Raw genomic sequence first — 22,181 nt, forward strand, 5'->3', positions numbered from 1 at the left:
ACGCACGCCGCGGTCAAGCAGTTTCCCCTGATCAATTACTATGACGGCGACTGGGTGGAGGAGGGGGACGGTATCGATGCCAACCGGTATTTCGTGGTCAACGGCGGTCAATGGCCCAGCGATTGCGAACCTCCCTATGACAGCAATCCCTACTGCAGCTTTGCCAGCGGGGTGGGCGCGGTGGACACCGAGGTGGCCAATCCGGCCACCCACGTGGGGGTCCCTTTGATTATAGGCATTCCCGGTGCCTCCTCGGACGTGGACGTGGACAAGAGCGGCAACCTGCTGACCGGCATCGGCTACCTGACCTCCCCCAACCGGACGGGCGAGGTCAAGGTCTGGCCCGCTGGCGGCTGGGACCCGGTCAACGGCTCTTCGCTCGCCTATGAGGGCAACACCCGGATAGTGGCTGCCAACATCCTGAGTGCGGCCTACCTGGGCGAGGATGCCGAGGGTAACTTCCATATCGGCGGCGCCGATGCCTTCGGAGTCGGCGGGCCTCCCGAGCGAGGCTATGCCGCTCTGATCAAAGCCGGCATCGTCAATGCCATCGCCACTGGTGCCCGCACCACGCCGGTGACCGACGGTAACAGGGGCGACACCAGCGAATACAAGTATTTCGCGCCCGACCCCTGCCAGGACGACTCTGCCACCGGCATCCTGGCTGGCGATTGGGGCCGTGGCCTGGCGGTGATGTGGAACCCCACCTATTACGAAACCAACGGCTCCTGTGCCGGCGATGTAGGATCTGCCGCTGATTACTGGAATCCCGGTGTCACCCCCCGATTGACTGTCTATTATCCGGGCAGCGCCCCTGATACCGACGGTGACGGCATTGTTGACGGGGCAGACAACGCCTACTTGACCGCCAATGCCGGCCAGGAAGATACCGATGGTGACGGCTACGGCAATGCGGCGGACGCGGATTTCGATAACGACGGACAGGTGGACAGTCTCGATTATACGGCTTTCCGAAGCGATTGGGGACAGGTCGGTTCCGGACTGGATACGGATTTGGATGGTAATGGTCAGGTGGACGCTGCCGATTATGCCAATTTCCGTGGAAGATGGGGAAGTACAGCTCCTTATTATTAAGAAATCATTCAATAAGTTGAGGGAAAATCATGAAGACAATAAACAAAAGCATGTTGTTGCTGGTACTGGGGGCTCTTTTACTGTTCAGGCCGGGGGTTGCCGGAGCATATTATCTGGAACTGACCAATGCGGATGGTACATTGACATCGGGACAGATGTATACGATGAACATTTACTTCAGAGGTGACGCAACGGATAATTTGGAAACCTTCAGCGCTGCCGTTGAATGGGATACCGGTCTGGTCAGCTTTCTCGGTATCCAATATTACGATTACACCAGAGATAACGGTACTTCCTACACCTGGGACGACTATACGCTTTGGAACGGCGAAGAACTGCCGGATTCTCCTCCTGGTTCCACTTTCACCGGAAGGACAGTGCCGAACAATCAATTGTGGAATATCAACGGTGCCGAGAATTTGAGTAACCCGGATGAATTCTATCCTGTCGCAACTGGTGAAACCCTGATGGCAGTGCTCTATTTCACGGCCAATGTATCAGGAGCCTACGAGGATATCATTTCATTCGTTTATACACCGGTGGCTGAACTTTTCATGGTGAACAACACGGTTGTTCCGGAAGCGGATACCTCCCTCTGGAAAGAGGGGACCAGTTCTTATTTCGGTCCGTCCGAATATGCCCCTTCACCTGTCCCCGTCCCCGCCGCTGCCTGGCTGCTGGGCACGGGCCTGGTGGGCTTGGTCGGCCTGCGGAGACGCAAGGTGGCCTGATTCCGGCATGACCGGTTTCTGACAACCACGACAATGGAAGGGGAGGGCGTCAGCGTTGCTCTCCCCTTTCGTTTGCACTCGAGCAACGATACGTACCATGCCTTTTCCCCTCGCTTGTTTGTCTGCGGTTCTGTCTCTGACCCTGCTGGCTGCACCGATAGCCGCCCTGGCGGACTGGCAGGCCGATGTGGGCTATACCGTGCTTCTCGAGGAATTGGGTGACCAAATTCCGGATGGGAACGGGATTGCGGTCTGCCAGGTGGAGGCATCCGTCGTGACGGATGGTGTTGCCACCTGGATGCCCGATTCCGGCGAGACTGCTTTCAGCGGCAAGACGATCAACGATCCGAGCGGTGCGCCGCCCGGGGTGTTTTCCTCGCATGCCACTGCCGTGGGGCGCCTGCTCTACGGCCGCTCCACGTCCGTAGCGCCCGGCATCACCGACATCGCCGCCTATTCCATGAGTCATTGGGCGCAAAGTGGCGGCTTGCGCCATGGCACTACCGGGCAACCTGCGAGTTCCACCTGTCGGTTGACCAACCATAGCTGGGTCGGATCGGCCCTGCAAACCGCCGGGCAGACCGGCAATTTTCTGCGTCGCCTCGACTGGCTGGCGGACCGGGATGCCTGCGTGCAGATCGTGGGACTGACCAACAGCGCCGCCTCAGCCATGCCCCTGCTGGCCTCGGCCTTCAACGTGATAACCGTCGGCCGGACCGATGGCAGTCATTCGCGCAGCACGGCCGCTGTGGATGCGGTCTACAGCGGGGGGCGGATCCGGCCCGATCTGGTGGCGCCCATTACCTCCACCAGCGCGGCCGTGCCCATTGTCGGCGGCGCTGTGGCCCTGCTCCTGCAGGTGGCGCATTCCCATCCCGAATTGTCCACCGATCCGCAGGAAACCGGCATGACCAACCGGGCGGGGATTGCGGTTGCCAATGCCGAGCGGCCCGAGGTGGTGCGGGCGGTGCTCATGGCCGGGGCCGACCGCTTCACCCGCAACAGCACCGGGGCCGATATCGTCGATTATCGCCTGGATACGGCCAATCAGGCGGAAAACGGCCTGGACAGGCGCTACGGCGCCGGCCAGCTCAATATCCGACAGAGTTATCATATCCTCGCGGCCGGTGAACAGAACAGTGTCGAGGACGGTGGCCCCGGGGTGACCGCCAGCCTGGGCTTCGATTACGATCCGGCTTTCGGTGGCCTGGACGGCAGCAACGCCGAGGCCACCTATCCCCTGACTGTCGACGCCGACCATACCCTGCTCACCGCGGCCCTGGTCTGGCATGCGGCCGTTGACGGCGGTACTTCCATGGTATTTTCCGGCACAACCGTCCTTCATGACTTGGATCTGGAACTGTACGACGTCACCTCGGCCAGCGTGGTGAGCAGGTCCGCAGGCAGCGCCGACAACAGCGAACATCTCTGGGTGAGCCTGACCCCGGGTCACGTCTATACCATCAAGGTGCGCCCTGCCGCGGCGAGCGAAGCCTTTCTCCACGATTATGCCCTGGCCTGGGTCGTGCAATCGGATCGGGACCGGGACCTGATCCCGGATACGACCGACAACTGCCGGGAGACCGCCAACCGGACGCAACAGGACAGCGACGGCGACGGCTACGGCAACCGCTGCGACTGCGACCTGGACAACAACGGCCGGGTGGACGCCGGCGATTACTGGCGGTGGCGGTTGCTGGCCACCATCGATCCGGCATCAGAGAGTTGGAACGGGGCGATCGATTTCAATGGAAACGGTCGGGCCGACGCCGAAGACTTGGCGTTCCTGCAATCGCGTCTTGGAGAAACAGCTCCCTATTATTAAACCGCCCCGCTTGGCTCCCGTTGTCTCCCTCCGGGATACCACGCAGCCAGAGAGGGGACAACGCGAACGATCGGAGTGCGGCAACCCGTCTGCCGGAATACCAATCGAGACGCCTGCACGCAAGGAGGCACGCGCATGATGACGTTGATACGACTGAAATGGGCATTGAACATTGTTATCGGGGTATTGCTCTGCGGGGTGGGCGCGCTGGCCGTCATTCGCTGGCAGCAGCCGCCTGCGCCGGAGCAGGCCGCCGCTGTTGCGCCGGCCCCGGCGCCTGCCATCCCGACCCCGGCAAAGCCCGTGCTCGCAGTTGTTCCGGCCCAGCCGAAACCGCAGCAACAACAGGTGGCATCGTCTGCGCCCCCCGTCCAAAAAGCAGAACCGCAGGATGCTGTTGCCATCGATCCCAAACGGTTGGCCGAGGCGGAGACCGCCCTCGTCCGCAACCGGATGTATGAGCAGAAGGCCCGAACGACCCTGCCCACCCTTTCCCTGCAGACCCACAACCCGGTCTGGGCGCTGGAACAGGAGGCGGAGGAGCGAAAACGCCGGGCGGAGGCGGGGCAGGCGGGAGAAGCCCCGACCCCGGCCGACGCCTCGAATCCGGGACCGCAGGCTGCGCCGGAATCCGGCCCCTTCGGCAACATTCAGCCGCCGGATGGGGAAATCTGGTTGCGGATTCCGGTGGATAACGCCAAAGAATTCCGCGACATCATGGCGCAGAATGCGGATCTGTACCGGGCGGAGACCGGCTTTGACAAACCCGTGACCGTCACCCTATGGGTCGGAGGACGAGTGTATGCCCGGCAGCAATTTAAATAGCAGCGTCCGGTTGGTCTGTTGCTGGGTGCTGCTCTGCTGTATGCCCGGCATCGGCGGCGCGGCCGTTCCGGACAAGGCGCAGACCCCGGTGCCTCGGATCGAGATTCCGGTCCCGGTCCGGGAAGGCGCTCACGCGCTCGAGGGGCAGACGCTCACCGGTACTTTTACGCTGGTCAACACCGGCGCGGCCGTTCTCCATATTCGGGAGATCAAAACCGGCTGCACCTGCATCCGGGCGGAAGGCCCCGACCAGGTGCCGCCCGGCGGCCGGGCCGAGCTGCGCCTCACGGTCGACACCAAGGGCATGCCCGGGGAGCGGGCCTTCAAGGCGACCGTTGCTTCCGACGACCCGGCGAGGCCGGTTGTGTCGGTGACTCTCAAGGCCCGGATCACTCCCCTGGTGACCCTGACCCCGGACCGGTTCTTTCTCAGGGGGCCGGTGGGTCGGCCGCTGGCAGGGGATATCGACATCGTCAATCGGGGGGACGAGTCGCTGAGAATAACCATCGATCCCTTGCCGCCGGACACGGGCCTGACCGTGGAATTGACCACGATCGTCCCCGGGAAACATCTGCGGCTGTCGCTCCTCTGCCCCGGCGGGGAGGCCGCGGCCATCCGGGAGCGACTGATGCTGCACACCACGATCCCGGGCCGGGAACGGATCGTGGTGCCGGTCCTGGTGGACCTGCTGTCGCCGGTGGAAATCCTGCCGGCCGCACTGGTCCTGCGGCGCGACCGGTGCCCGGCCTGTCCGTCCCGCTACTCCGGTTCGTTCCTCCTCCGGGCCACCGACGGCCGCCCACTCACCCTCCTGGCGATCCGGCCGGAACAGCCGGAGATGCAGTACGAAACGGAAACGCTCCTGCCGCAGCAGGCTTATCGGATTACCGTGTACTGGGATGCCGCATCCAAGGCGGCGCCACCATCGTCCTTGACCGTTACCGTGCGGCAGAATGAGCCGCAGACCCTGTCGCTACCGGTCCGGCTCGACGCCGCCGGCGAGAAAACCGCGAGGATCGGGGTGTCCGGGGCCGGCAACTGACGTCCTTCCGTCTCCGGGCGGGCCGGCCGCGCTTCAGTCGCCGGTCAGCAGCCTGTTCAGAATCCGCTCCAGAAGCCAGAGCGCGCCCGAGTGCCCCAGAAGGCTCCGGGGCAGGATCTCCACCGTGCCTCGTGCAGGCAGGGCGATATCGATACCGGCCACGGGCCGGCCCAGGGCACGGTATTCGCCGATATAGCCTTCGCCGCCGAACACCAGGTCCGGCGTCAGCGGGCCGGGCCGGGCTGACCAGGCCGCCGCGCAGTCGATTTCCCCGAGAAACCGCTCGAGCTGCCGGCGCTGTTCCGGCAGCCCTTCCCCGATCTGCACCGCCACCGGGCCCATGCCCAGATATTCGTGCAGCCACCTGGTCAGGGGCAGGGCCAGCGAGCCGTCCGCCTTGAGCGCGAAGGTGGCGCCCCTGGGCAGTCCGGTGAGGGTGTTGAAACGGCTGAGCGCCTGGTGGGCCTGTTGCCGGCTTGCGCGTAGACGGCCCAGGGCCGGGGTGGGGTCCGTGGCCAGCGCCGTGCAGACTTCCCGAAGCCACTGTTCCGTCGCCTGAAAACCGATCGGCGCTCCGGAAAGAGGGGAAACCTCCGGCTGGGAGAACCGTTGCCCGAGGTAGAGGCTCAACTGATCGGCCCATTCCGGATGCAGCATCAGGTTGGCCTCGGCCGCGCCGACGTTTTCCAGGTCGGCAACCCGGCACCCGGCGCAGAGGACCGAGTTCACTCCGATGCCACAGAGGGACAGCAGCTCGGTCAGGGTGTCGAGGCTACCCTGCCAGTGACGGTGCATGACGGACGTGCCGATGAGGTTCACGGTCCGGCGCCGGCGCGCCATCGGTGCGGCCACCCTGTCGAGCACCCGGATGACCGTTTCCTGGAAGCCCTGGGAAAAGGTCCCGGAAAAGCCGGTGTGCTCGATGGCCAAGCAGGGGGCAGAGAGGCTGGCGCCGGCGATGAACCGTTCCAGGTCGTCGCCGATCAGAGCCGCACCGGGCGAGTTGAGCACCGCAATCAGGCGGTGGCCCTTTCCCGCCACCCTGGGCAGGATCCCGGCGAGTTTTTCGCTGGCGCCGAAGATGTAGTCGTCGCCGTCCAGGTAGGTGGCGGGCACCCTGGGCTGGCCGAAATAGAACTCCTCGGCGTACTGCAGGGGATCCATGATGCCGGTGCGCGGCAACTGGGTTTCGGCGATCGCGCCGTGATAGAATTTGCAGCCTGTGGGGCCGTTGAGGAGGACGGCCGCGTCGAGGATGCCTTCCACGGCGATGATGGCGCCGGTGAAGCTGTCCGGGGCGATATCCCCCATCAATAGTCTATGCGTCATCGCGCCATCCCTCCCGGAGCGGGGTTTTGAGCAGATCGACCCACCGGCGGGCCAGGGCCAGGCCGCTGTAACAGCCGACATCCGGACACAGGGGGATGCTGTCCGCCCGCACCGCCACCGGCAGTTCGGTGGGAATATAGTTGCACAGCAGGAGATCGGGCCGCAGACGCAGCAGGTCGGCATCCCGCTGTTCCCTGGTGTAGCCGGTTGCCCAGGAGAAACGACCGGTGAAACGGGTGCGGAACAGGTCGTCCTGGCTGGAGTTGAGGATGCCGACCCGCACCACGTCCATACCTGTGTCAAAGGCCGCTTCCAGCAGCCAGTCGATATCGTGGCCATAGCTGACGATCATCAGTTTCGTGCCGGCGAGCCGGGGCCGCAGCCCCTGCGCCAGGGCGCGGTAGCGTTGCCGATGGGTGGCCAGCAGGGCCGCGGCGGATTCGGTTTTGCCGAAAAAGCGGGCGATGTCCATGAGCCAGCGCTCGGTTTCGGTCATACCCACGGGAAAGGGATGGGCGGCAAAGACCGCCTGATGGTGTTCCCGGAAATAATCGCGCAGCACCCGACCGAAATGATCCTCGTGGGCCAGGAGATTGAGCGGGGCCCGGCGAAACCGGCGCAGCTCGGCCACCGAGGCGTTGCGCACGAACCGGCAGTTGACCGCAATGCCCAGGTGCTTCAGCAGGTCGCTGACGATTTCAAAATTCGTTTCCGCATTGTTGGCGATGTTTTTTTCGGCCAGGATGTTGACCCGGTTGCCTTCGGGCCGGACCGACCGGTCGATCAGGGCGGCGGCTCCCTCGATGCAGGCGTTGATCACGCCCTGCATGTAATCGCCCGCAAGGTTGCCGTCGGTGGCGATCGGCAGCAGGCGAGGCGGGGTGCGCCCCGTGGTCACGGCCCGGATGGCGGCCGCCGGATCGTCGCCGATCACGCCCGAAGGACAGGTGGTGACCACGAACACCGCCCGCGGCCGCAGGGCCAGGGCCTGGTGCAGGGTGTGGGTCAGCTTGTCGGTGCCGCCGTGGATGACCACGCCCTCGTTCATGTCCGAACTGATCAGGGCAGGTGCCAGTTGCCGCGGCAGGAGCCGGTTGCGGCGTATCCGGGAGTGGATACCGCTGGCCAGGATCGCCCGGGAGGCGATGTGGGCGCAACTGCGCGGGCCGTGGGCCACGGTGATCCCGTCCCGGATCTGCACCGTGATGCCGATGGCGCCGGCAAAGGCGCATCCGTGCAAAGGTTCGCGGCAGAGCATGCTCTTTGACAGTCGCAGCGCCGGGGGTGGGGGCAGGGTGGGCAATCCTGCCGTCGTGGGGATGTCGTCGGCTGCCGGTCGGGACGGCCGGGGCTCCCCGGTGCGGCCGGGCTGCACGAAGCCGGAGGAACCGGTACCGAAGATGGCCGCTTCCAAGCCGGCCTCCGGCAGGGGGCGGGCCGGATGGAGGGGACCGGGGTCCAGGGCTCTGCGGGCCAGTTCCCGGAACAGGCCGGTTTCGGGCGCCGTGGGAAAGGCCTGCACCAGGGTCTGATGCCGGGTCTCGGCCCTGCGGAAACGGTCGCTGCGCGGTAGGTGGCAGACAATGGGCAGGCCGACCGCCTGCGCGAAGCGGCGGACGGGTTCGGGGTTCTCGCCGTCGCCGCGGCTGTTGAGGATCAGGCCGGCCAGTCTGGGGCCGTTTTGCTCGAAGTTACCGACCCCCCGCAGGATATTGTTGGCCGCGTACACCGCCATGAACTCCTCGGAAGTGACGATGTACACCACATCGGCGAATCCTTGCCGCAGGGGCACGGCAAAACCGCCGCAGACCACGTCGCCCAGCACGTCGTAGAGCACCACGTCAAAGTCGTCGCTCCGCAGCCCCAGGCGGTCGAACAGGGCAAATGCGCTGAGGATGCCGCGTCCGGCGCAGCCGATGCCCGGTTCCGGCCCGCCGGCCTCGGCGCAGACCACACCGCCGTATCCCTGGTGCAGGATCCGGTCGAGCCGCTGCTCCATGGGCGGGACCTCGCGCATGAAGTCGAGGATGGTGGTGGTCACCCGGCCGCCCAACAAAAGCCGCGTCGAATCGTGCTTGGGATCGCAGCCGATCTGGAGCACGCGCCGTCCTTCCGCCGCCAGGGCCGCGGCCAGATTGGCGGTCACCGTGGATTTGCCGATTCCGCCTTTCCCGTATATGGCGATCTTCATCTGTTCCTTCCCTTCTCCGCTTGACCGGGCTCGGCAGGTTGCGAATAACCCATTGCTAGCTGCGTGGAGAGCCTCCCATGTTCGGAGAGTTACCGAGGCGACGCGCACGGGATCACAGGCATTGAGGACGATCGTTTCCACGCTGGAGCGTAGAAACGATCCCGTCAGGGAAAGAGCGGCCTTCTCTATTCCCCGGCAAAGCCCTGGCGGAGGCCTCGCCGCCGGATGAGCAGCCAGACAACGACAGGTGAACCGATCAGGGCGGTGACCGCGTTCAACGGCAGCACCGTCTCGGTGCCGGGAAACTGGACCAGCAGATCGGCGATCAGGGCGACCAGCGCGCCCAGAAGGATGACTGCGGGCAGCAGCAACCGATGGTCGGCGGTGGCCATGATCATCCGGGCCAGGTGGGGCACGGCCAGACCGATAAAGGCCACCGGGCCGCAGAAGGCGGTGACCGTGCCGGTGAGCAGCGCGGTCAGGCCGATCACCAGCAGGCGGACCGGCCCGATCCGCACGCCCATGCTCTGGGCGTACCGTTCCCCCATGAGCAGGCCGTTGAGCGGCTTGCGCAGCAGAAGACTGCCGGCAAGCCCCACGGCCGTGATGGGGACGAACAGGGCGAGGTCATTCCAGGTCGTGGCGGCAAAGCTGCCGAAGGTCCAGGTGATATAGGCCTGGACGAGTTCGGCGATGCTGAAATGGATCAGGATGCTCACCGCGGCGTTGACCGCGAAACTGCAGAAGACGCCGACCAGCAACAGCATCGTGATGCCGGTCAGCCACCGGGCGGCCACGAGAATGAGGGCGAGCACCAGGCCTGCGCCCGTTCCCGCGGCCATGACCATGCCGATCTTGCCGTACAGACCGAGCCCCGCGATAAAATGTGCGCCCGCGCCGCCGCCCGCGGCGGTGAGCACAATCAGGGCCACCCCGAGGCCGGCGCCGGCGCTGATGCCCAATACCGAGGGGTCGGCCAGGGGATTGCGGAAGAGGGTCTGCATCATCAGGCCGCTCAGGGCCAGGCCTGCGCCGGCGCACACCGCGGTGATCGCCTTGGGCAGCCGGAAAAGCAGCACGATCGTATCCCAGGACGAACGTTCCGCCGCCCCGCCCAGGAGGATGGTCAGCACTTGGCCGGGCGCGATCATCACTGAACCCGTTACCAGATCGAGGAGGAAAAAGACGCCCAGCAGAAGGATGATCAGGGCAAGGAGCGCCGATCCGGGGCGGGCCATCGGAGGACAGGGCAGGGTTCCGTGGACAGGGGGCTCCATTCCGGATTATCTGGCCTGCGCCTTGTCCAGTTGCTGGTGGTAGACGAGCCTGTGGTCGGGCAGGAGCTGTGGCTGGAGAATGGCAATCATGTCCGCCAGGACGACGTCCGGCCGCAGCATGCCCGATTCCCAGTAATCGTTGCCGCCCCACTGGTTTTGCCGCTTGTTGTTGTTGAAGACCTTGCCGGTTCGGACCGAACGGAAGGCGGCGAAACGCGGGTCGGCGGCCCGGATGTCCCCGAGATGGTTCCACTGGCCGGCATGCAGCCAGACCTCGGCATCGAGGCCCTTGTCGTAGACCGACTCGATGTCCAGCGGCACGGTGTCGGCGCGTTGCAGGCCGGCCCAGAGATAGGCGCCGCCGGCGTCTTCGATCATCCTGGCAAGATAGGTCCGGCCTCCGGGGATCCACCATTGCCCCTGGAAGGGCGTGTTGACCAGCACAGTCGGCCGGTGTCGCGCCTGGGCGGTTCGGGTGGCCAGTTCGGTGTAGCGCTGGGCGATCTGGTCGAACAACTGCTCGGCATGCCGCTCGGTGCCCAGGAACAGGGCCAGGAATTTCATCCACTCGCAGCGCCCGAGCGGGTCGGTTTCCAGATGCTCCAGTATCATCACCGCCGGCAGCCCCGTTTCCCGCAGTTTGGGATGCACGTCGAAGGAGGAGCCGCCACCGGAGGTGAGGATGAGGTCGGGCGCCAGTTCGAGCAGGGGCTCCATCCGCAGGCGGGTGACATCTCCCACCTGGACCAGGCTGTGGTCGTCGATGCGGCGGCGGATTTCCGGCGTGCTGATATAACGGAAATCGCTGACCCCTACCAGGCGATCCACCTGTCCGGCTGCGGCGATATAGGCCAGGTGGGTGGTGGACAGGGCCACGATCCGTTGCACCGGCACCCGGATCGTCAGGGCTGTGGGGTATCCGGCCGGTCTTTGGGCGTCGCGGGGCACCAGGAGATACTGCAGGCCGGTGGCACCGGTGGCGCCGGGCGGCGTGACGGTGACGAGCCGGCAGCCGTCGGCCAGGGGCTCGATGTGGAAGGTCCGGGCATACCGGATGGCGGAGGCCCAGGCCCCGGAATCGGCCAAGACGACCAGCGCCGCCAGGACCAGCAGGCAGCAACGATGGAGAAGCGCAAGGAGGGAAGAACGGGTCGGGTGCATGATATCAGGGTGTGGTTGTTGGGCGAAGCATCCGCACAAATACTATTCGCTTGGCTGCAAGAGGCCCAGCCGGGCCATGCCGGGCGGGCAGGGTGGGCCAAACTGGCTGTTGTTTCTCAACTTCAAGCCAGGTTCATTTATATAATTTCCACCGGGTATACCGTCTATACTGCCTCTGGCAATGATTCGAATATGGTTTTCTTGTAAGATACTGCCGGTTCCCATTTGGATGAAATCCTTCCCGGTCTGGAACACCACTCCGTCAAAAGAGATGTTCGTGGTATACATTTCGATGTTATCGGGGGAAATAATCACGGTTTGGTTCGCGTTTTCCCCTCCTACATGGAGGATAAAATTGTACGTTACTGGCATGTTATTTTGTATCCGAATGGGACAAGTCGCGACAAAAACGAGTCCGGCCATGGTGTCGCCGTTAGGTGTATGGGAATCTGAAGAATCCGGTCCACGAGGACCGAGCAAGACCGTGCCTTGGGCATTTTCCCCTGCATCGAAAAAAATAACCCGCGGGTTGCTGTCATTGCTTGCCGCATCGACATAATATAATTCCCCCTTTTTTGATTGCAGGTAATAAACATCATCCTGTCCCGCTTGGTCCGGAGTGTATACGATATCGGCCCGTTGTCGCCAATAATCGAGGGTCGCCTCGTCTACCGGCCGAATTTCGGTGAGTGGTTCCATGCCTGTGTGAACATGTTCGCCGGTTTGTGACGATCCTGTCCCCCATGATATTTTCATCTGATACAAATATAATGGGCCGATCTCTACTTCCACCGGACACTCCACTACTTCTCTGGCCGTCAACAACAAACTCTCGGTGAAATCCGGAGACTGATAAGGGTTCCCGTTCATGGTTTTCGACTGCGGATATTCAATATTCCCATTCGCCCAAAACACCGTATCCTCCCACACTGACCTATGCCCCAACCGGATTGAACCATTCGGGTCAAGACTGACAATATCCAGCCGCCTGAGATAGGCCACGGCTTCGGCCGCCACGATGGCTTTGTCGTTCATGCCGGTCAGGCTGGGTAGGGTCTGGCGGAGGCGGACATGGACCGCGTTGACAAAGCGGCCGCTGGGCGGTTCCTGGCTGAAATCCCTGTATTCGCCCAGGTTGTCGGAAAACTCGTCCAGTTCGTCGTAAAACCCGGTCTCCACGGTCAGGGTTTCGCTGTCGTCGGGGATGCCGTTGGCTTCGGCCACCCGGCGAGCCACTGCCTCCCAATCGCCGTCGCAGAGCCGGCGGACCGCCGCCAGGGCCGCTGCTTCCACCCCGTTCTGGTATTGGTCCTTTTTCAGGTAGAGGTAGGCGGTATCTATGGCAAAGGCCATGACCGCCAGCAGGACGGAGAGCAGCAGGGCCACGCTTACCGCCACCGCGCCGTGTTCGTTTCCGGCCAGATCGATGCCGCGCCGGGCCGTACCGGAAGACAGGAGAGACTGCGCCTGCATGGCTGCCTAATTGTTCCCCCCCAGTTCGCTGGCCACGTCTTCTTTTTCCTCCTTTTTCTCGGTCATGGATTTGATATAGCGTTTCTGATAGATCTGCATGGTCAGATCGCCGGGCAGGGTGTCGGCCGGTGCCGGATTGGCCGGCGCCGCCGGATTGATGCGTTGGGCATTGATGCCGTTGAAATAGGATTCGCCGAAATCCGGGGTCAGATGGGGGCGGCTGCTGCATCCGGGGAACATGCCGATGCAGGCCATGCCGAACAGCAGGACAAGGGGCAGGCGGGCGATGGGGAAGAGTGCGTGCATGGGGAGTACCTCGCAGCGAAAAAGGGTTATGGTGTGGCGGAGTCCGCCGTTGGCGGTGTCTGCCCCGAGCCGGGAATGGATGTCCGGCGGCCCTGTGCCGGTGGCGCAGAGCGCAGGGCAGCGGCTTTGCGCTCCATGACCACCGCTTTGTCCGGCCGTCCGGCCATGCGGTAGAGCACGGCCATGTTGTGGTAGGCCGCCCATTCGCTGTGACCGTCGAGCAGCAGCCGCAGCGCTTCTTCGTCCTTGTTGCGGTAGAGGGCGCACAGCGCCAGATTGTTGCGTGCGGTCTGATAGGCCGGATCCCGGAACAGGCTTTTGGAGAGGGCGTCCCAGGCCTCGTCGTATTGCCGATTTTTCAGCAGGGCATACCCCAGGTTGTTAAGGAAATCCGCCCGCGCCGGGTCCAGGGTAATGGCCTTGCGAAAGGCGTCGATGGCCTCCTGCCGCCGGTCCTGCTGCTGGTAGACCAACCCCAGACCGTTGTAGGCCGACGCATGGTCGCCGTCGAGCTTCAGAACCCGGAGGAACGACTGTTCGGCCTCGGCCGGCCGATTGGTTTCCCGGTAGCAGACGCCCATCAGGTAGTGTGCTTCCGGTTTGTCGGCGGAAAGTTCGGCGACGGCCTGCAGTTGCACCAGGGCCACTTCAAAATGCCGCTGCCGGACCAGGTCCCGGGCCAGAGCCAAATGGTTGGGATCGGGTGGCTTCAGGTCTTCCTTGGTTGTCTCCTCGAGGGCCGGCGGCTGCGGCGGGAGGTCGCCGGAGCTATTGCGGCCGGTGGCGGCGCATCCCGTCAGGATGAGCAGAAGCAGCGCGACTATCCCGGCGCCTGCCGGTTGACCGGTCCAACGCATCACAGTCCTCCTTTGATCTTTTCATACACATTGAGGATCGCCGGCCCGAGAATGACGATGAACAGGGCCGGTAAAATCAGCAATACCATGGGAAAGGTGAGCCGGGTCGACATCTTGGCGCCCGCTTCCTCGGCGAGTTGCCGCCGCTGGGTGCGCATGGATTGGATATGCACCCGCAGGGAGTCGGCGATATTGGTGCCGAAACGGATCGATTGCAAGAGCACGCCCACCACGGTGGTGAGGCTTTCGACACCGTTGCGTTCTGCCAGATGGGTCAACACGGTTTTCCGGGGCAGCCCGCTCTGGATTTCCAGGAAATACTGGCTGAATTCACCGGCGAGCACAGGCGAGACATTGGCTAGCTCCCGGCTGACCCGGAACAGCGCCGCATCGAAGCTCAGGCCCGCCTCCAGGCAGATGAGTACCAGATCCAGGGCATCCGGCAACTCCCTGAAGATCTGGGCCTGCCGCGATCTGATGCGCATGTTAAGCAGAATCGTCGGGAAAAAGTAGCCAGCCGCCAAGGGGAGAAAGACCATGGCCGCGTCCTGGTAGCGCAGGTGCCCCGCGAGCAGCGCCGCCACGAGATAGAGGGTGCCGAACAGCAGCATGAGTCCCAGCCGGATGCCGTACAGGACGGCCACTGCCTCGGGATCGCGGAAACCGGCATAGCTGAGCCGGTCTCTCAGCAGGATGACGCTGGCGGATTCGGCCGGCATGGCGGTGCGTCCCAGGACCTGGGCGGCGCGCAGCCACGGCGCCCGCAGCCGGCTGATCATGTCCTCGGCCTCCCTGGTTTCGCCGTAAAAACGGCGCGCCAGGACTGAACGCCAGTATTTCTCCTCCAGATACAGGTACCCGTAAAAGAGTCCGCCGAAAACCAGCAGAAAAACCACGGAGGCCGTGAGCAGGGCGGGGGTCATGGGGTGATCCGGATGAGGAGCCGCATGACCAGGAAGCCGAAGAATTCGAGCAGGATGGCCAGCAGCAGCATTTTTTGTCCGACCGGATGGACGAACAGCACCTGGATATAGACCGGCCGGACGAGCCAGAAAAAGAGGCCGACCACCAGGGGCAGGAAACCGAGCACCAGGGCCGAAGAACGTCCTTCGGCGGTCAGGGCTCGCACCTGTCGTCTGAGGGTGTCGCGCTTGCGGATGAGGTCGGCCAGATTGTCCAGGATCCTGCTCAGATTGCCGCCGGTTTCGTGCTGGATGACGAAGGCGGTGACCATGAGCTTGATATCCGGCAACCCGGCGGAGCGCGCCTCGAAATTTCGTAGCGCACCGATAAAGGGCAGGCCGAGGGTGACTTCCTCATACACGATGCGGACTTCCGGTCCCAGTGGCGGCGGGCAACTGCGGGAAACTTCCAGAAGGGCGTTGTCCACCGATTGACCGACCCGGAGCGCGCGGACGATCATGTCCAGGGCTTCGGGCAGTTGCCGGATCATGGTTTCGTTTTTTTTCCTTCTCCGGTGCAGCAGCACCAAGAAGGGAAGGAACGCGGCGATGGCGGCAACGGTGAGCCCGATCGGCAGGTTGCGGGAGAGGACGTAGCCGGGCGCGAAACCGCAGGCGCCTGCTGCAAGGACCACGAGCAAAAAGCGGTCCAGCCCCATGGAGACATCGGCGGCGATCAGGAGGTTGTCCAGGCGGGTCAGCGGCAGCAGGCGTGTCAGGGAATGGGCGGGGGGCGGGTTTCCTTCCTGCGGCAATAGGGGACCATCGGCCTTTGCCCGCGTGGCGTCGTTTTCCTCCGCCGGCTGGAACCGGGCGGTGAGGCGCCGTCGTCTGGCCGCCTGGCGGACCGAGGCCACAATCGCATAGAGCGCGACCTGCACGGCCAGAAACAGAAAGAAGAGGGTCAGGATCAGAAGGGACGGCATCAGGGCACCCTCACGACCCTGGCGAAGAGATCGACCGGCAAGTCGAAGCCATTGGCCCGCAGATGCTCATGGAAGAAGGGAACGGCGGGCGTTCCCTGGAACGAACCGACAATCCGCCCCTGTTCATCGACATTTTCCTGACGGAAAACCACCAGCGGCTCCACCATGATGGTGCCGTCTCTGATGCCGTGGATTTCCGAGATGGAGACCACCCGCCGGACCCCGTCGGGCAGGCGGGCCAGTTGGACAATGAGGTGAATGGCGCTCGCGATCAGACCGCGCAGCGCCCGTTCGGAAAACAGGGCCGTGCCCATGCCGGCCATCACCTCCATGCGCGACAGGGCGTCTTTGGGGGTATTGGCATGAATGGTGCTCATGGAACCGGGATGGCCGGTGTTCATGGCCTGGAGCATGTCCATGACTTCGCCGCCGCGGGCCTCGCCCACGATAATCCGGTCCGGCCGCATGCGCAGGCTGTTTTTGACCAGGTCGGTGAGGGTCACCTCGCCCTTGCCCTCGATATTCGGCGGCCGCGATTCCAGTTTGACCACATGGGGCTGATTGAGGCGGAGTTCGGCGCTGTCCTCGATGGTGACGATCCGTTCCGCCGGGGGAATATATCCGGAGAGGATATTGAGCAGCGTCGTTTTGCCGGCGCCGGTGCCGCCGGAAATGAGCACGTTGAGTTTGGAACGGACCGCCGCCCGGAGGAAGCGATCCATTTCCGGGGTGCAGGCCTTGGTGGCCAGGAGGTTTTCCAGGGAAACGGGAGTCCGGCCGAATTTACGGATGGAGACCACCGGGCCGTCCAGGGCCAGGGGCGGAATGATGACGTTGACCCGGCTGCCGTCGGGTAGGCGGGCATCGACCATGGGAGAGGATTCGTCGACCCTGCGGCCGACCCCGGCCACGATCCGGTCGACGATCTGCATGAGGTGATCGTTGTCGCGGAACTGGATGTCCGTGTGTTCGAGCATCCCCTGGCGTTCCACAAACACCTGGTTGAAACCGTTCACCAAGATGTCCTGCACCGTTTCGTCCTGGATCAGCGGTTCGATGGGGCCGAGCCCGAGGATCTCGTCCATCAGGTCGGCCACCAGGTCGAGCCGTTCCTGCCGGTTCAGGGGCAGGTTGCGCGCCCGGGTGATCTGCTCGAGATGATTGCGGATGGAAGCGGTGAGGGCTTCCCTCGGCAATTCCGTGATCGAGGCGATATCCAGTTCCTCGACCAGGCGGAAATGGACCTGCGCCTTCAGGGCGTTGTAGGTGTGCCGGTCCAGGTGGGACCGGGCCTGGATCTGGTCCCGATACTCTGCCCAGGATGTGTCGGCTTTCAGTCGCTCGCTCAGTTTCATGATCTGCGGTTGTCCCTGCCGTCATCATCGGGATGCATGCATCGTCGGTCTGCGCATACGCCGGTGCATGGGGTCAGCTTCTGGAGAACAGGCCGTGCAGCCAAGTGCGGAATCCGCGTTGGGGCCGGTTCTCGGTCATGGCGGTCAACCGTTCGGCCAAGCTGTGCAGGTCGCGGGTAATCCGCCGGCGCGGATGCATCGCCGCCACCGGCTCACCCTTGCCGTATGCCTGTTCCAGGGCGCTCCAGTCGTTGGCCACGGTAGCGAACAGCGGCTGCTTGAGGACCATCTCCACATCTTCGGGATGCAGGGCGCCTTTGCTGTGGCACCGGTTGAGCACTAAGGCGATCTTCTCCTCGCTGTAGTTGAGTTCACGAAAAAAATTCAATACCTTCTGCGTGCTTTTCACGGACAGCAGCCCTGGTTCCACCAGCACCAGGATCCGGTCCGCGCTTTCCATCGCCGTCAGGGTCCGTTCGGAAAGATCGTGCGGCAGATCGATGACGATATGGGTGAAATACCGTTTGAGCAACCGGATCATGGACGCGATCTGGTCCCGGTGGACCTGTTCGGCGTCGCTGACCTCGGCGGCGGACGGCAGGACGTGCACGCCGCAGGGATGGTGAACCAGGGATGAGAACAACAGGTTTTCGTCCATGCGGGCGATATCCCGGATCAGGTCGAAGGGGGAGAACTCCGTGGCCGGCGGCAGCATGGTCCGGACGTCGCCCATGAACAGGTTGAGGTCCGCCAGCAGGACGCGACCGCCGGTCACCTGGTGGATCCGGTCGGCGAGATTGACGCTGAGGGTGGTGACCCCCTGGCCGCCCTTGAGACTGTAGCAGCCGTAGACGAATCCGTCGCACCCCGTTTCCTCCTCCCGGTTCAGGGACCGCTGTACGGCTTGCAGAAACGGCGTCGCTTCACCGGCCGCGGGAACGATACAGTCCCGCACCCCCAGACGCAGTCCCTCGAGAAGCAAATCCGGATCTTTGCGATCGAGAATCATGTGGATATGGATGCCGGGGTGGGTCCGGCGCAGTTGGACGATGCAGTCCATGTCCTGGCGGGCGTTCTCCGGAGTCATGTGGATGAACAGGGCCAGGATATCGGTTTCGTGCGCGGCCCGGAGCAGTTCCTGGTAGGAATCCGTGACCAGGACGATGCGAAGGACCAGGCGCAGTTCCTCGGTCAGAGTCGCGGCGAGGGTGGCGTTACGTGAGAACAGCAATCCCCGGGCAAGACCGGAACCGGTATCGGGTATGGTTGGAAGGATATCAGTGTGCAAAGCCGCTGCCGCCTATCAGCTCATCCGCTTGTTTGTGGGTAGTCGGGTTCGTCTCCGGTGCGGCCTCGGTCTGGTTGTTCAGGAAAAAATCACCGTCACTGACCACATCCATGGTGCCCTCGCCAGGCAATTTGGGGACCTCGCCGGGATTGAGAGCCCGAACCAGATGGGGGGTGACGATGATCATCAGCTCGGATTCCTTTTTCTGAAATTCCTTGCTGGTGAACAGGGTACCCAGATAAGGAATGTCACCGAGGAGAGGCACCTTGCTGACGGCGGTTGCCATCTCCTCGTTCAGCAACCCTGCCATGACGAAGGTTTGTCCGTCCTTGAGTTGCAGGGTGGTCGAAGCCCGCCGTGTTTTGAGACCGGGAACGCTGACCCCGCCGGATAAAACGGCCGTGGAATAGTCGATACTGCTGATTTCCGGGTTCACCTGGACGGTGATGGTCTCCGGGGCAACGACCGTGGGGGTGAAGCGGAGCATGATGCCGTAATTTTTATAGTTGATGGTGGTTTGGCCGCGGTCGCCGCTCATGGGAATGGGAAACTCGCCACCGACCAGAAAATTGGCTTCCTGGCCGCTCATGGTGACCAGGGTGGGGCTGGCCAGGATCTTGGCCAGATTCTGGCCTTTCAAGACGCTGAGGATGCCGAGGAAGTTATCGTTCAAAGAGTAGACAGCCAACTGAAACGCCGAGGAAAACGGGGAGTACAGCGCGGTTTCGGTTGTAAGTCCTTTGGCGAGCATATCCGCATCGGATAAAAGAGGGACGTTGGATGTCGTGGTGGTGCTGAGCCCGGTATTCGAGTCGGTGATTGTTGTCGTCTCGGTCCCAAGGCTGGTGCCGGTTGTTCTTGAGCGAGACGAAGCCATGTAACCGTACGTCACTGAACCTGGAGGCAGCACGCCGATACTCCAGTCGCGGTCGGTCAGGAATCCCAGCCCCATCTGCTTGAGATTGCTTCGGGACACCTCGGCGATGCGCACCGACAACTGGACCTGCTGCGAACCGTGGACGTTGATGAGATTGGTGAAATTTTCGTTTACATGACTGCGGACCACGTTCAGGATGAAATCCAATTGCTCCGGACCGTCGACTTCTCCCGTGAGGATAACCCCCTTGCCGCCGTCAGGATGTACGGTTATGGGGGAATCCGGGGCGAGTTCCTCCAGGGCCTGAGACAACTGCTCGACGGACTTTTCAGTCAGGGAAACGCGGATTTCAAAAGTGTCATAGGGATCCACCTCTTCACCCGCCACTTTTTTGTACCAGACAATGAGGTTGGTTTCGCCGGATTTCCCCTTGCCGAACAGAAGAACTTGGCGTTCCTGCTGGTTTTCGGGGATATGGGCGTCTGCCAATTCCGGATTGGCTATGGAAATGGCGGAGATGGGGCGTTTGGTGGTGATGACCGTCCCCTTGTTGGGTTCCAGTATAATCTGATTGGGTTGAGACGGCGCCGCGGCCGGTTTGGACTGGCGGCCGTACAGGCTGCAGGGGAAGGGAAGGCAAAGCAATCCCACCAGAACCAACAGGATTGAGACTCTCAGGTGACGCTGCATGGGATTCTTTTACAGACTCCGATAGAACACTTGGTCTTTGACCAAGGGCCCCCGATAAATGCGAACCTTGGAATGTGGAACCCGCCCACCCAGGAGGTCGAGCAGCTCAACCCCTTGAGTTCCGGCCAATTGGTCATCGTTTTTGTTGCGACTGATCAGTCGGAGCATATTTTTGTCCTGCTTGGAATCGGCCAGGACGGTGAGTTCTTCCGCCTGCTTTGGCGTGACCTCGAGGGTCACCCGCCCGACGGACTGATTCTGTTCGCTGTTCCAGTGCAGGCTTCGGTCGGTACTGACGATTTTGAGGTTCTCAAAATAAATTTTTGAACTTCTGTGGGTTTCCTTGATGGTGGCAGTCCCGCCGGGTTCGTTTTCGGATTGCAGGTTGAGATTCCCCCAAGGGCAGGTCACCACCACATCGACCCGATCGCCGGGACGAAAAAAGCCTCCCACTCCATCGGTGGCCGTCACTTCCAGGGTGATGGCCCGCATTCCCGGAGCGATCAGGGTTTCCAACTCCAGCGATTGCGGGAGATAGGCGTGGATGCCGTCTTCGGATGAAAAGGCGGATGGCTGTTGGTTGACGGGGAGCTGGTCCTGGTGGTTCCGCAGCATCAGCCGCAGGGAAGCCGCCGGATCGGCTGCGGACAGGCTGGTGGCCTGCTGCGGCGTCATCTTGAGCGTGACGGTTTGCTTTCGACCGGCACGTCCCCCTGTCTCCGCGCCGATGTGCACATCCATTACTTCTACTCCTTCAAATAACAGACGGGAAAGATGCCCCTCCTTGGTTTCGGGGGACGATGTGACCGCCAGGACATCCACCCGGTCGCCGGGGGCTATTTTTTCCAGGCTGCCGGCGGCAGACTCGATCTGCAGGGGCACTGCCCTGAAGCCGGGTTCGATGCGCTGGCTGAATCGATCCGGCGGCTTTTCCTGCTTCTTCTGCTCCTCGACTTTGGCTACGGGTGGGTGGGGTTCTTTGGAGGGTTTTGGCTTCTGCAACCGCATATACACGGTATAGGATGCCAAGCCTGCCAGCAGCAGGGCCACAAACATGGCGATGAGCGCACGCAGTTTTCTCACGATGTCTCTGGGTTGAGTTTTGGGGGGCCGTATGTTGATTGGTCGTGGAAAACTAGGGGAAGGCCAGGACCGCTTTGGCAGCCAAGGTCTCCGGCAGGAGGCTCGCCCCCAGATAACCGGTTATCGGTTGATAGGGGACGTCAGAAACCTGCACCTTGAGGCGGCGCGGTGTTGTTTCGTCCGCCGCAAGAATTTCGATATCGACGTGATCGGACGGAAATTCTTTCATCGTCCACAGGGAACTTTTCAGGGCCGAGCGGGCAAAGGCCACAGGATCTTCTTCGTTATTGTAGGAACTTTCCCATTCCCGTGCCTTGACTCCGGCCCGAGCTCCGGCCGACGCGGCGTTGTTGAGCACCATCCACTGCGTCAGGTACCATCCGTATTCGATGGTGGCGAAAACAATGAGCAGCAGGGCCGGAACGACTAGGGCAAATTCCATGGCGGCAACGCCTTGCTGGTCGCGGAGTATATGCCGGAATTTTTTCATACAAGATTCCCGCGGGCAAGAAAGAGAAGGTAGCCGCCGCCCATGGCCAGGGCATACGGTAAATCGGAAGAAGAGGAGCCATGGAGAGATTCCGGAGGGAGTATCCGATAGTTATGCGTTAAAAGCGCCCAATTCAGATCGGTATGAAATGATATAAAAACAGCGTGTTGGAGCAGAAAATGCTATAAATTATTGCAGTCTTTTGGTATCATCACTTCAATAAAGGAGATGGTGCCATGAACGCTGCTGTTGATATCGGATCAGAACTCAAAATGTCATCGAAGAAAGAGTATATAGAAAATTTCCATCAAAAATTTGATGCCATTTTTGATGTCGTCGACCTGCCAAATCTTTCTCTTTTTGAAATTATAGAAAATATTAAATCCTTAACATTTTCA

Annotated in this window: 18 protein-coding genes and 1 pseudogene; 5 read left to right on the forward strand and 14 right to left on the reverse strand. The window is 62.3% G+C overall.

Annotation, left to right across the window (positions count from 1 at the left end):
• From Q362_RS24135 to Q362_RS0116245, 5 genes and pseudogenes are all read left to right on the forward strand, one after another.
• Window positions 1-1,095, forward strand: a pseudogene (locus tag Q362_RS24135) (hypothetical protein); the annotation flags it as partial.
• A gap of 29 nt (window positions 1,096-1,124) precedes the next feature.
• Window positions 1,125-1,826 carry a VPLPA-CTERM sorting domain-containing protein gene (locus Q362_RS0116230; protein WP_028319510.1) on the forward strand — a complete coding sequence of 234 codons (702 nt, stop codon included), beginning with the start codon at window positions 1,125-1,127 and terminating at the stop codon, window positions 1,824-1,826.
• 97 nt (window positions 1,827-1,923) lie between these two features.
• On the forward strand, window positions 1,924-3,651 hold the full coding sequence (locus Q362_RS21295) for a dockerin type I domain-containing protein (RefSeq protein WP_051554428.1): 1,728 nt from the start codon (window positions 1,924-1,926) through the stop codon (window positions 3,649-3,651).
• Between the two features lie 135 nt (window positions 3,652-3,786).
• On the forward strand, window positions 3,787-4,476 hold the full coding sequence (locus Q362_RS0116240; protein ID WP_028319511.1) for a hypothetical protein: 690 nt from the start codon (window positions 3,787-3,789) through the stop codon (window positions 4,474-4,476).
• Entirely contained in the window at window positions 4,454-5,518 is a 1,065-nt protein-coding gene (locus Q362_RS0116245) for a DUF1573 domain-containing protein (RefSeq protein ID WP_084312894.1), read from the forward strand. The genes Q362_RS0116240 and Q362_RS0116245 overlap by 23 nt, the downstream gene beginning before the upstream one ends.
• Before the next feature lie 33 nt (window positions 5,519-5,551).
• On the opposite strand, the gene Q362_RS0116250 is transcribed toward Q362_RS0116245, so the two are convergent.
• The 14 genes from Q362_RS0116250 to Q362_RS21325 all read right to left on the reverse strand — a co-directional run bounded on the left by Q362_RS0116250 (window position 5,552) and on the right by Q362_RS21325 (window position 21,783).
• A complete protein-coding gene (locus Q362_RS0116250) occupies window positions 5,552-6,847 on the reverse strand; it encodes a nitrogenase component 1 (RefSeq protein ID WP_028319513.1) in 1,296 nt (431 codons plus the stop codon).
• The gene (locus Q362_RS0116255) at window positions 6,837-9,038 is read right to left on the reverse strand and encodes a nitrogenase component 1 (protein WP_028319514.1); all 2,202 of its coding nucleotides are present in this window, start codon (window positions 9,036-9,038) and stop codon (window positions 6,837-6,839) included. Before Q362_RS0116255 ends, Q362_RS0116250 begins: the two co-directional genes overlap by 11 nt.
• A gap of 185 nt (window positions 9,039-9,223) precedes the next feature.
• A complete protein-coding gene (locus Q362_RS21300) occupies window positions 9,224-10,315 on the reverse strand; it encodes a FecCD family ABC transporter permease (RefSeq protein ID WP_157470236.1) in 1,092 nt (363 codons plus the stop codon).
• 6 nt (window positions 10,316-10,321) lie between these two features.
• Complete coding sequence (locus Q362_RS21305) at window positions 10,322-11,476, reverse strand: ABC transporter substrate-binding protein (protein ID WP_051554429.1); 1,155 nt, start codon at window positions 11,474-11,476, stop codon at window positions 10,322-10,324.
• A gap of 42 nt (window positions 11,477-11,518) precedes the next feature.
• Complete coding sequence (locus Q362_RS0116270) at window positions 11,519-12,949, reverse strand: pilus assembly protein TadG-related protein (RefSeq protein ID WP_028319515.1); 1,431 nt, start codon at window positions 12,947-12,949, stop codon at window positions 11,519-11,521.
• A gap of 6 nt (window positions 12,950-12,955) precedes the next feature.
• Entirely contained in the window at window positions 12,956-13,255 is a 300-nt protein-coding gene (locus Q362_RS0116275) for a hypothetical protein (protein WP_028319516.1), read from the reverse strand.
• Between the two features lie 26 nt (window positions 13,256-13,281).
• A complete protein-coding gene (locus Q362_RS0116280) occupies window positions 13,282-14,112 on the reverse strand; it encodes a tetratricopeptide repeat protein (RefSeq protein WP_028319517.1) in 831 nt (276 codons plus the stop codon).
• Entirely contained in the window at window positions 14,112-15,035 is a 924-nt protein-coding gene (locus Q362_RS21310; protein WP_051554430.1) for a type II secretion system F family protein, read from the reverse strand. Before Q362_RS21310 ends, Q362_RS0116280 begins: the two co-directional genes overlap by 1 nt.
• Window positions 15,032-16,000: a type II secretion system F family protein gene (locus Q362_RS21315; RefSeq protein WP_051554431.1), complete on the reverse strand. Its 969-nt coding sequence runs from the start codon at window positions 15,998-16,000 to the stop codon at window positions 15,032-15,034. Before Q362_RS21315 ends, Q362_RS21310 begins: the two co-directional genes overlap by 4 nt.
• On the reverse strand, window positions 16,000-17,355 hold the full coding sequence (locus tag Q362_RS0116295) for a TadA family conjugal transfer-associated ATPase (protein WP_028319518.1): 1,356 nt from the start codon (window positions 17,353-17,355) through the stop codon (window positions 16,000-16,002). The genes Q362_RS21315 and Q362_RS0116295 overlap by 1 nt, the downstream gene beginning before the upstream one ends.
• A 73-nt stretch (window positions 17,356-17,428) precedes the next feature.
• Complete coding sequence (locus Q362_RS0116300) at window positions 17,429-18,643, reverse strand: CpaE/TadZ family protein (RefSeq protein ID WP_157470239.1); 1,215 nt, start codon at window positions 18,641-18,643, stop codon at window positions 17,429-17,431.
• Window positions 18,633-20,210 carry a type II and III secretion system protein family protein gene (locus Q362_RS0116305; protein WP_028319520.1) on the reverse strand — a complete coding sequence of 526 codons (1,578 nt, stop codon included), beginning with the start codon at window positions 20,208-20,210 and terminating at the stop codon, window positions 18,633-18,635. The genes Q362_RS0116300 and Q362_RS0116305 overlap by 11 nt, the downstream gene beginning before the upstream one ends.
• Before the next feature lie 9 nt (window positions 20,211-20,219).
• The gene (gene cpaB / locus Q362_RS22485; RefSeq protein WP_169737452.1) at window positions 20,220-21,260 is read right to left on the reverse strand and encodes a Flp pilus assembly protein CpaB; all 1,041 of its coding nucleotides are present in this window, start codon (window positions 21,258-21,260) and stop codon (window positions 20,220-20,222) included.
• A gap of 85 nt (window positions 21,261-21,345) precedes the next feature.
• Window positions 21,346-21,783, reverse strand: coding sequence for a TadE/TadG family type IV pilus assembly protein (locus Q362_RS21325; protein WP_035217082.1), 438 nt, complete (start codon window positions 21,781-21,783; stop codon window positions 21,346-21,348).
• Window positions 21,784-22,181 lie beyond the last annotated feature (398 nt).

The sequence above is a fragment of the Desulfobulbus elongatus DSM 2908 genome, from assembly GCF_000621145.1.
Classification (GTDB): Bacteria; Desulfobacterota; Desulfobulbia; order Desulfobulbales; family Desulfobulbaceae; genus Desulfobulbus; species Desulfobulbus elongatus.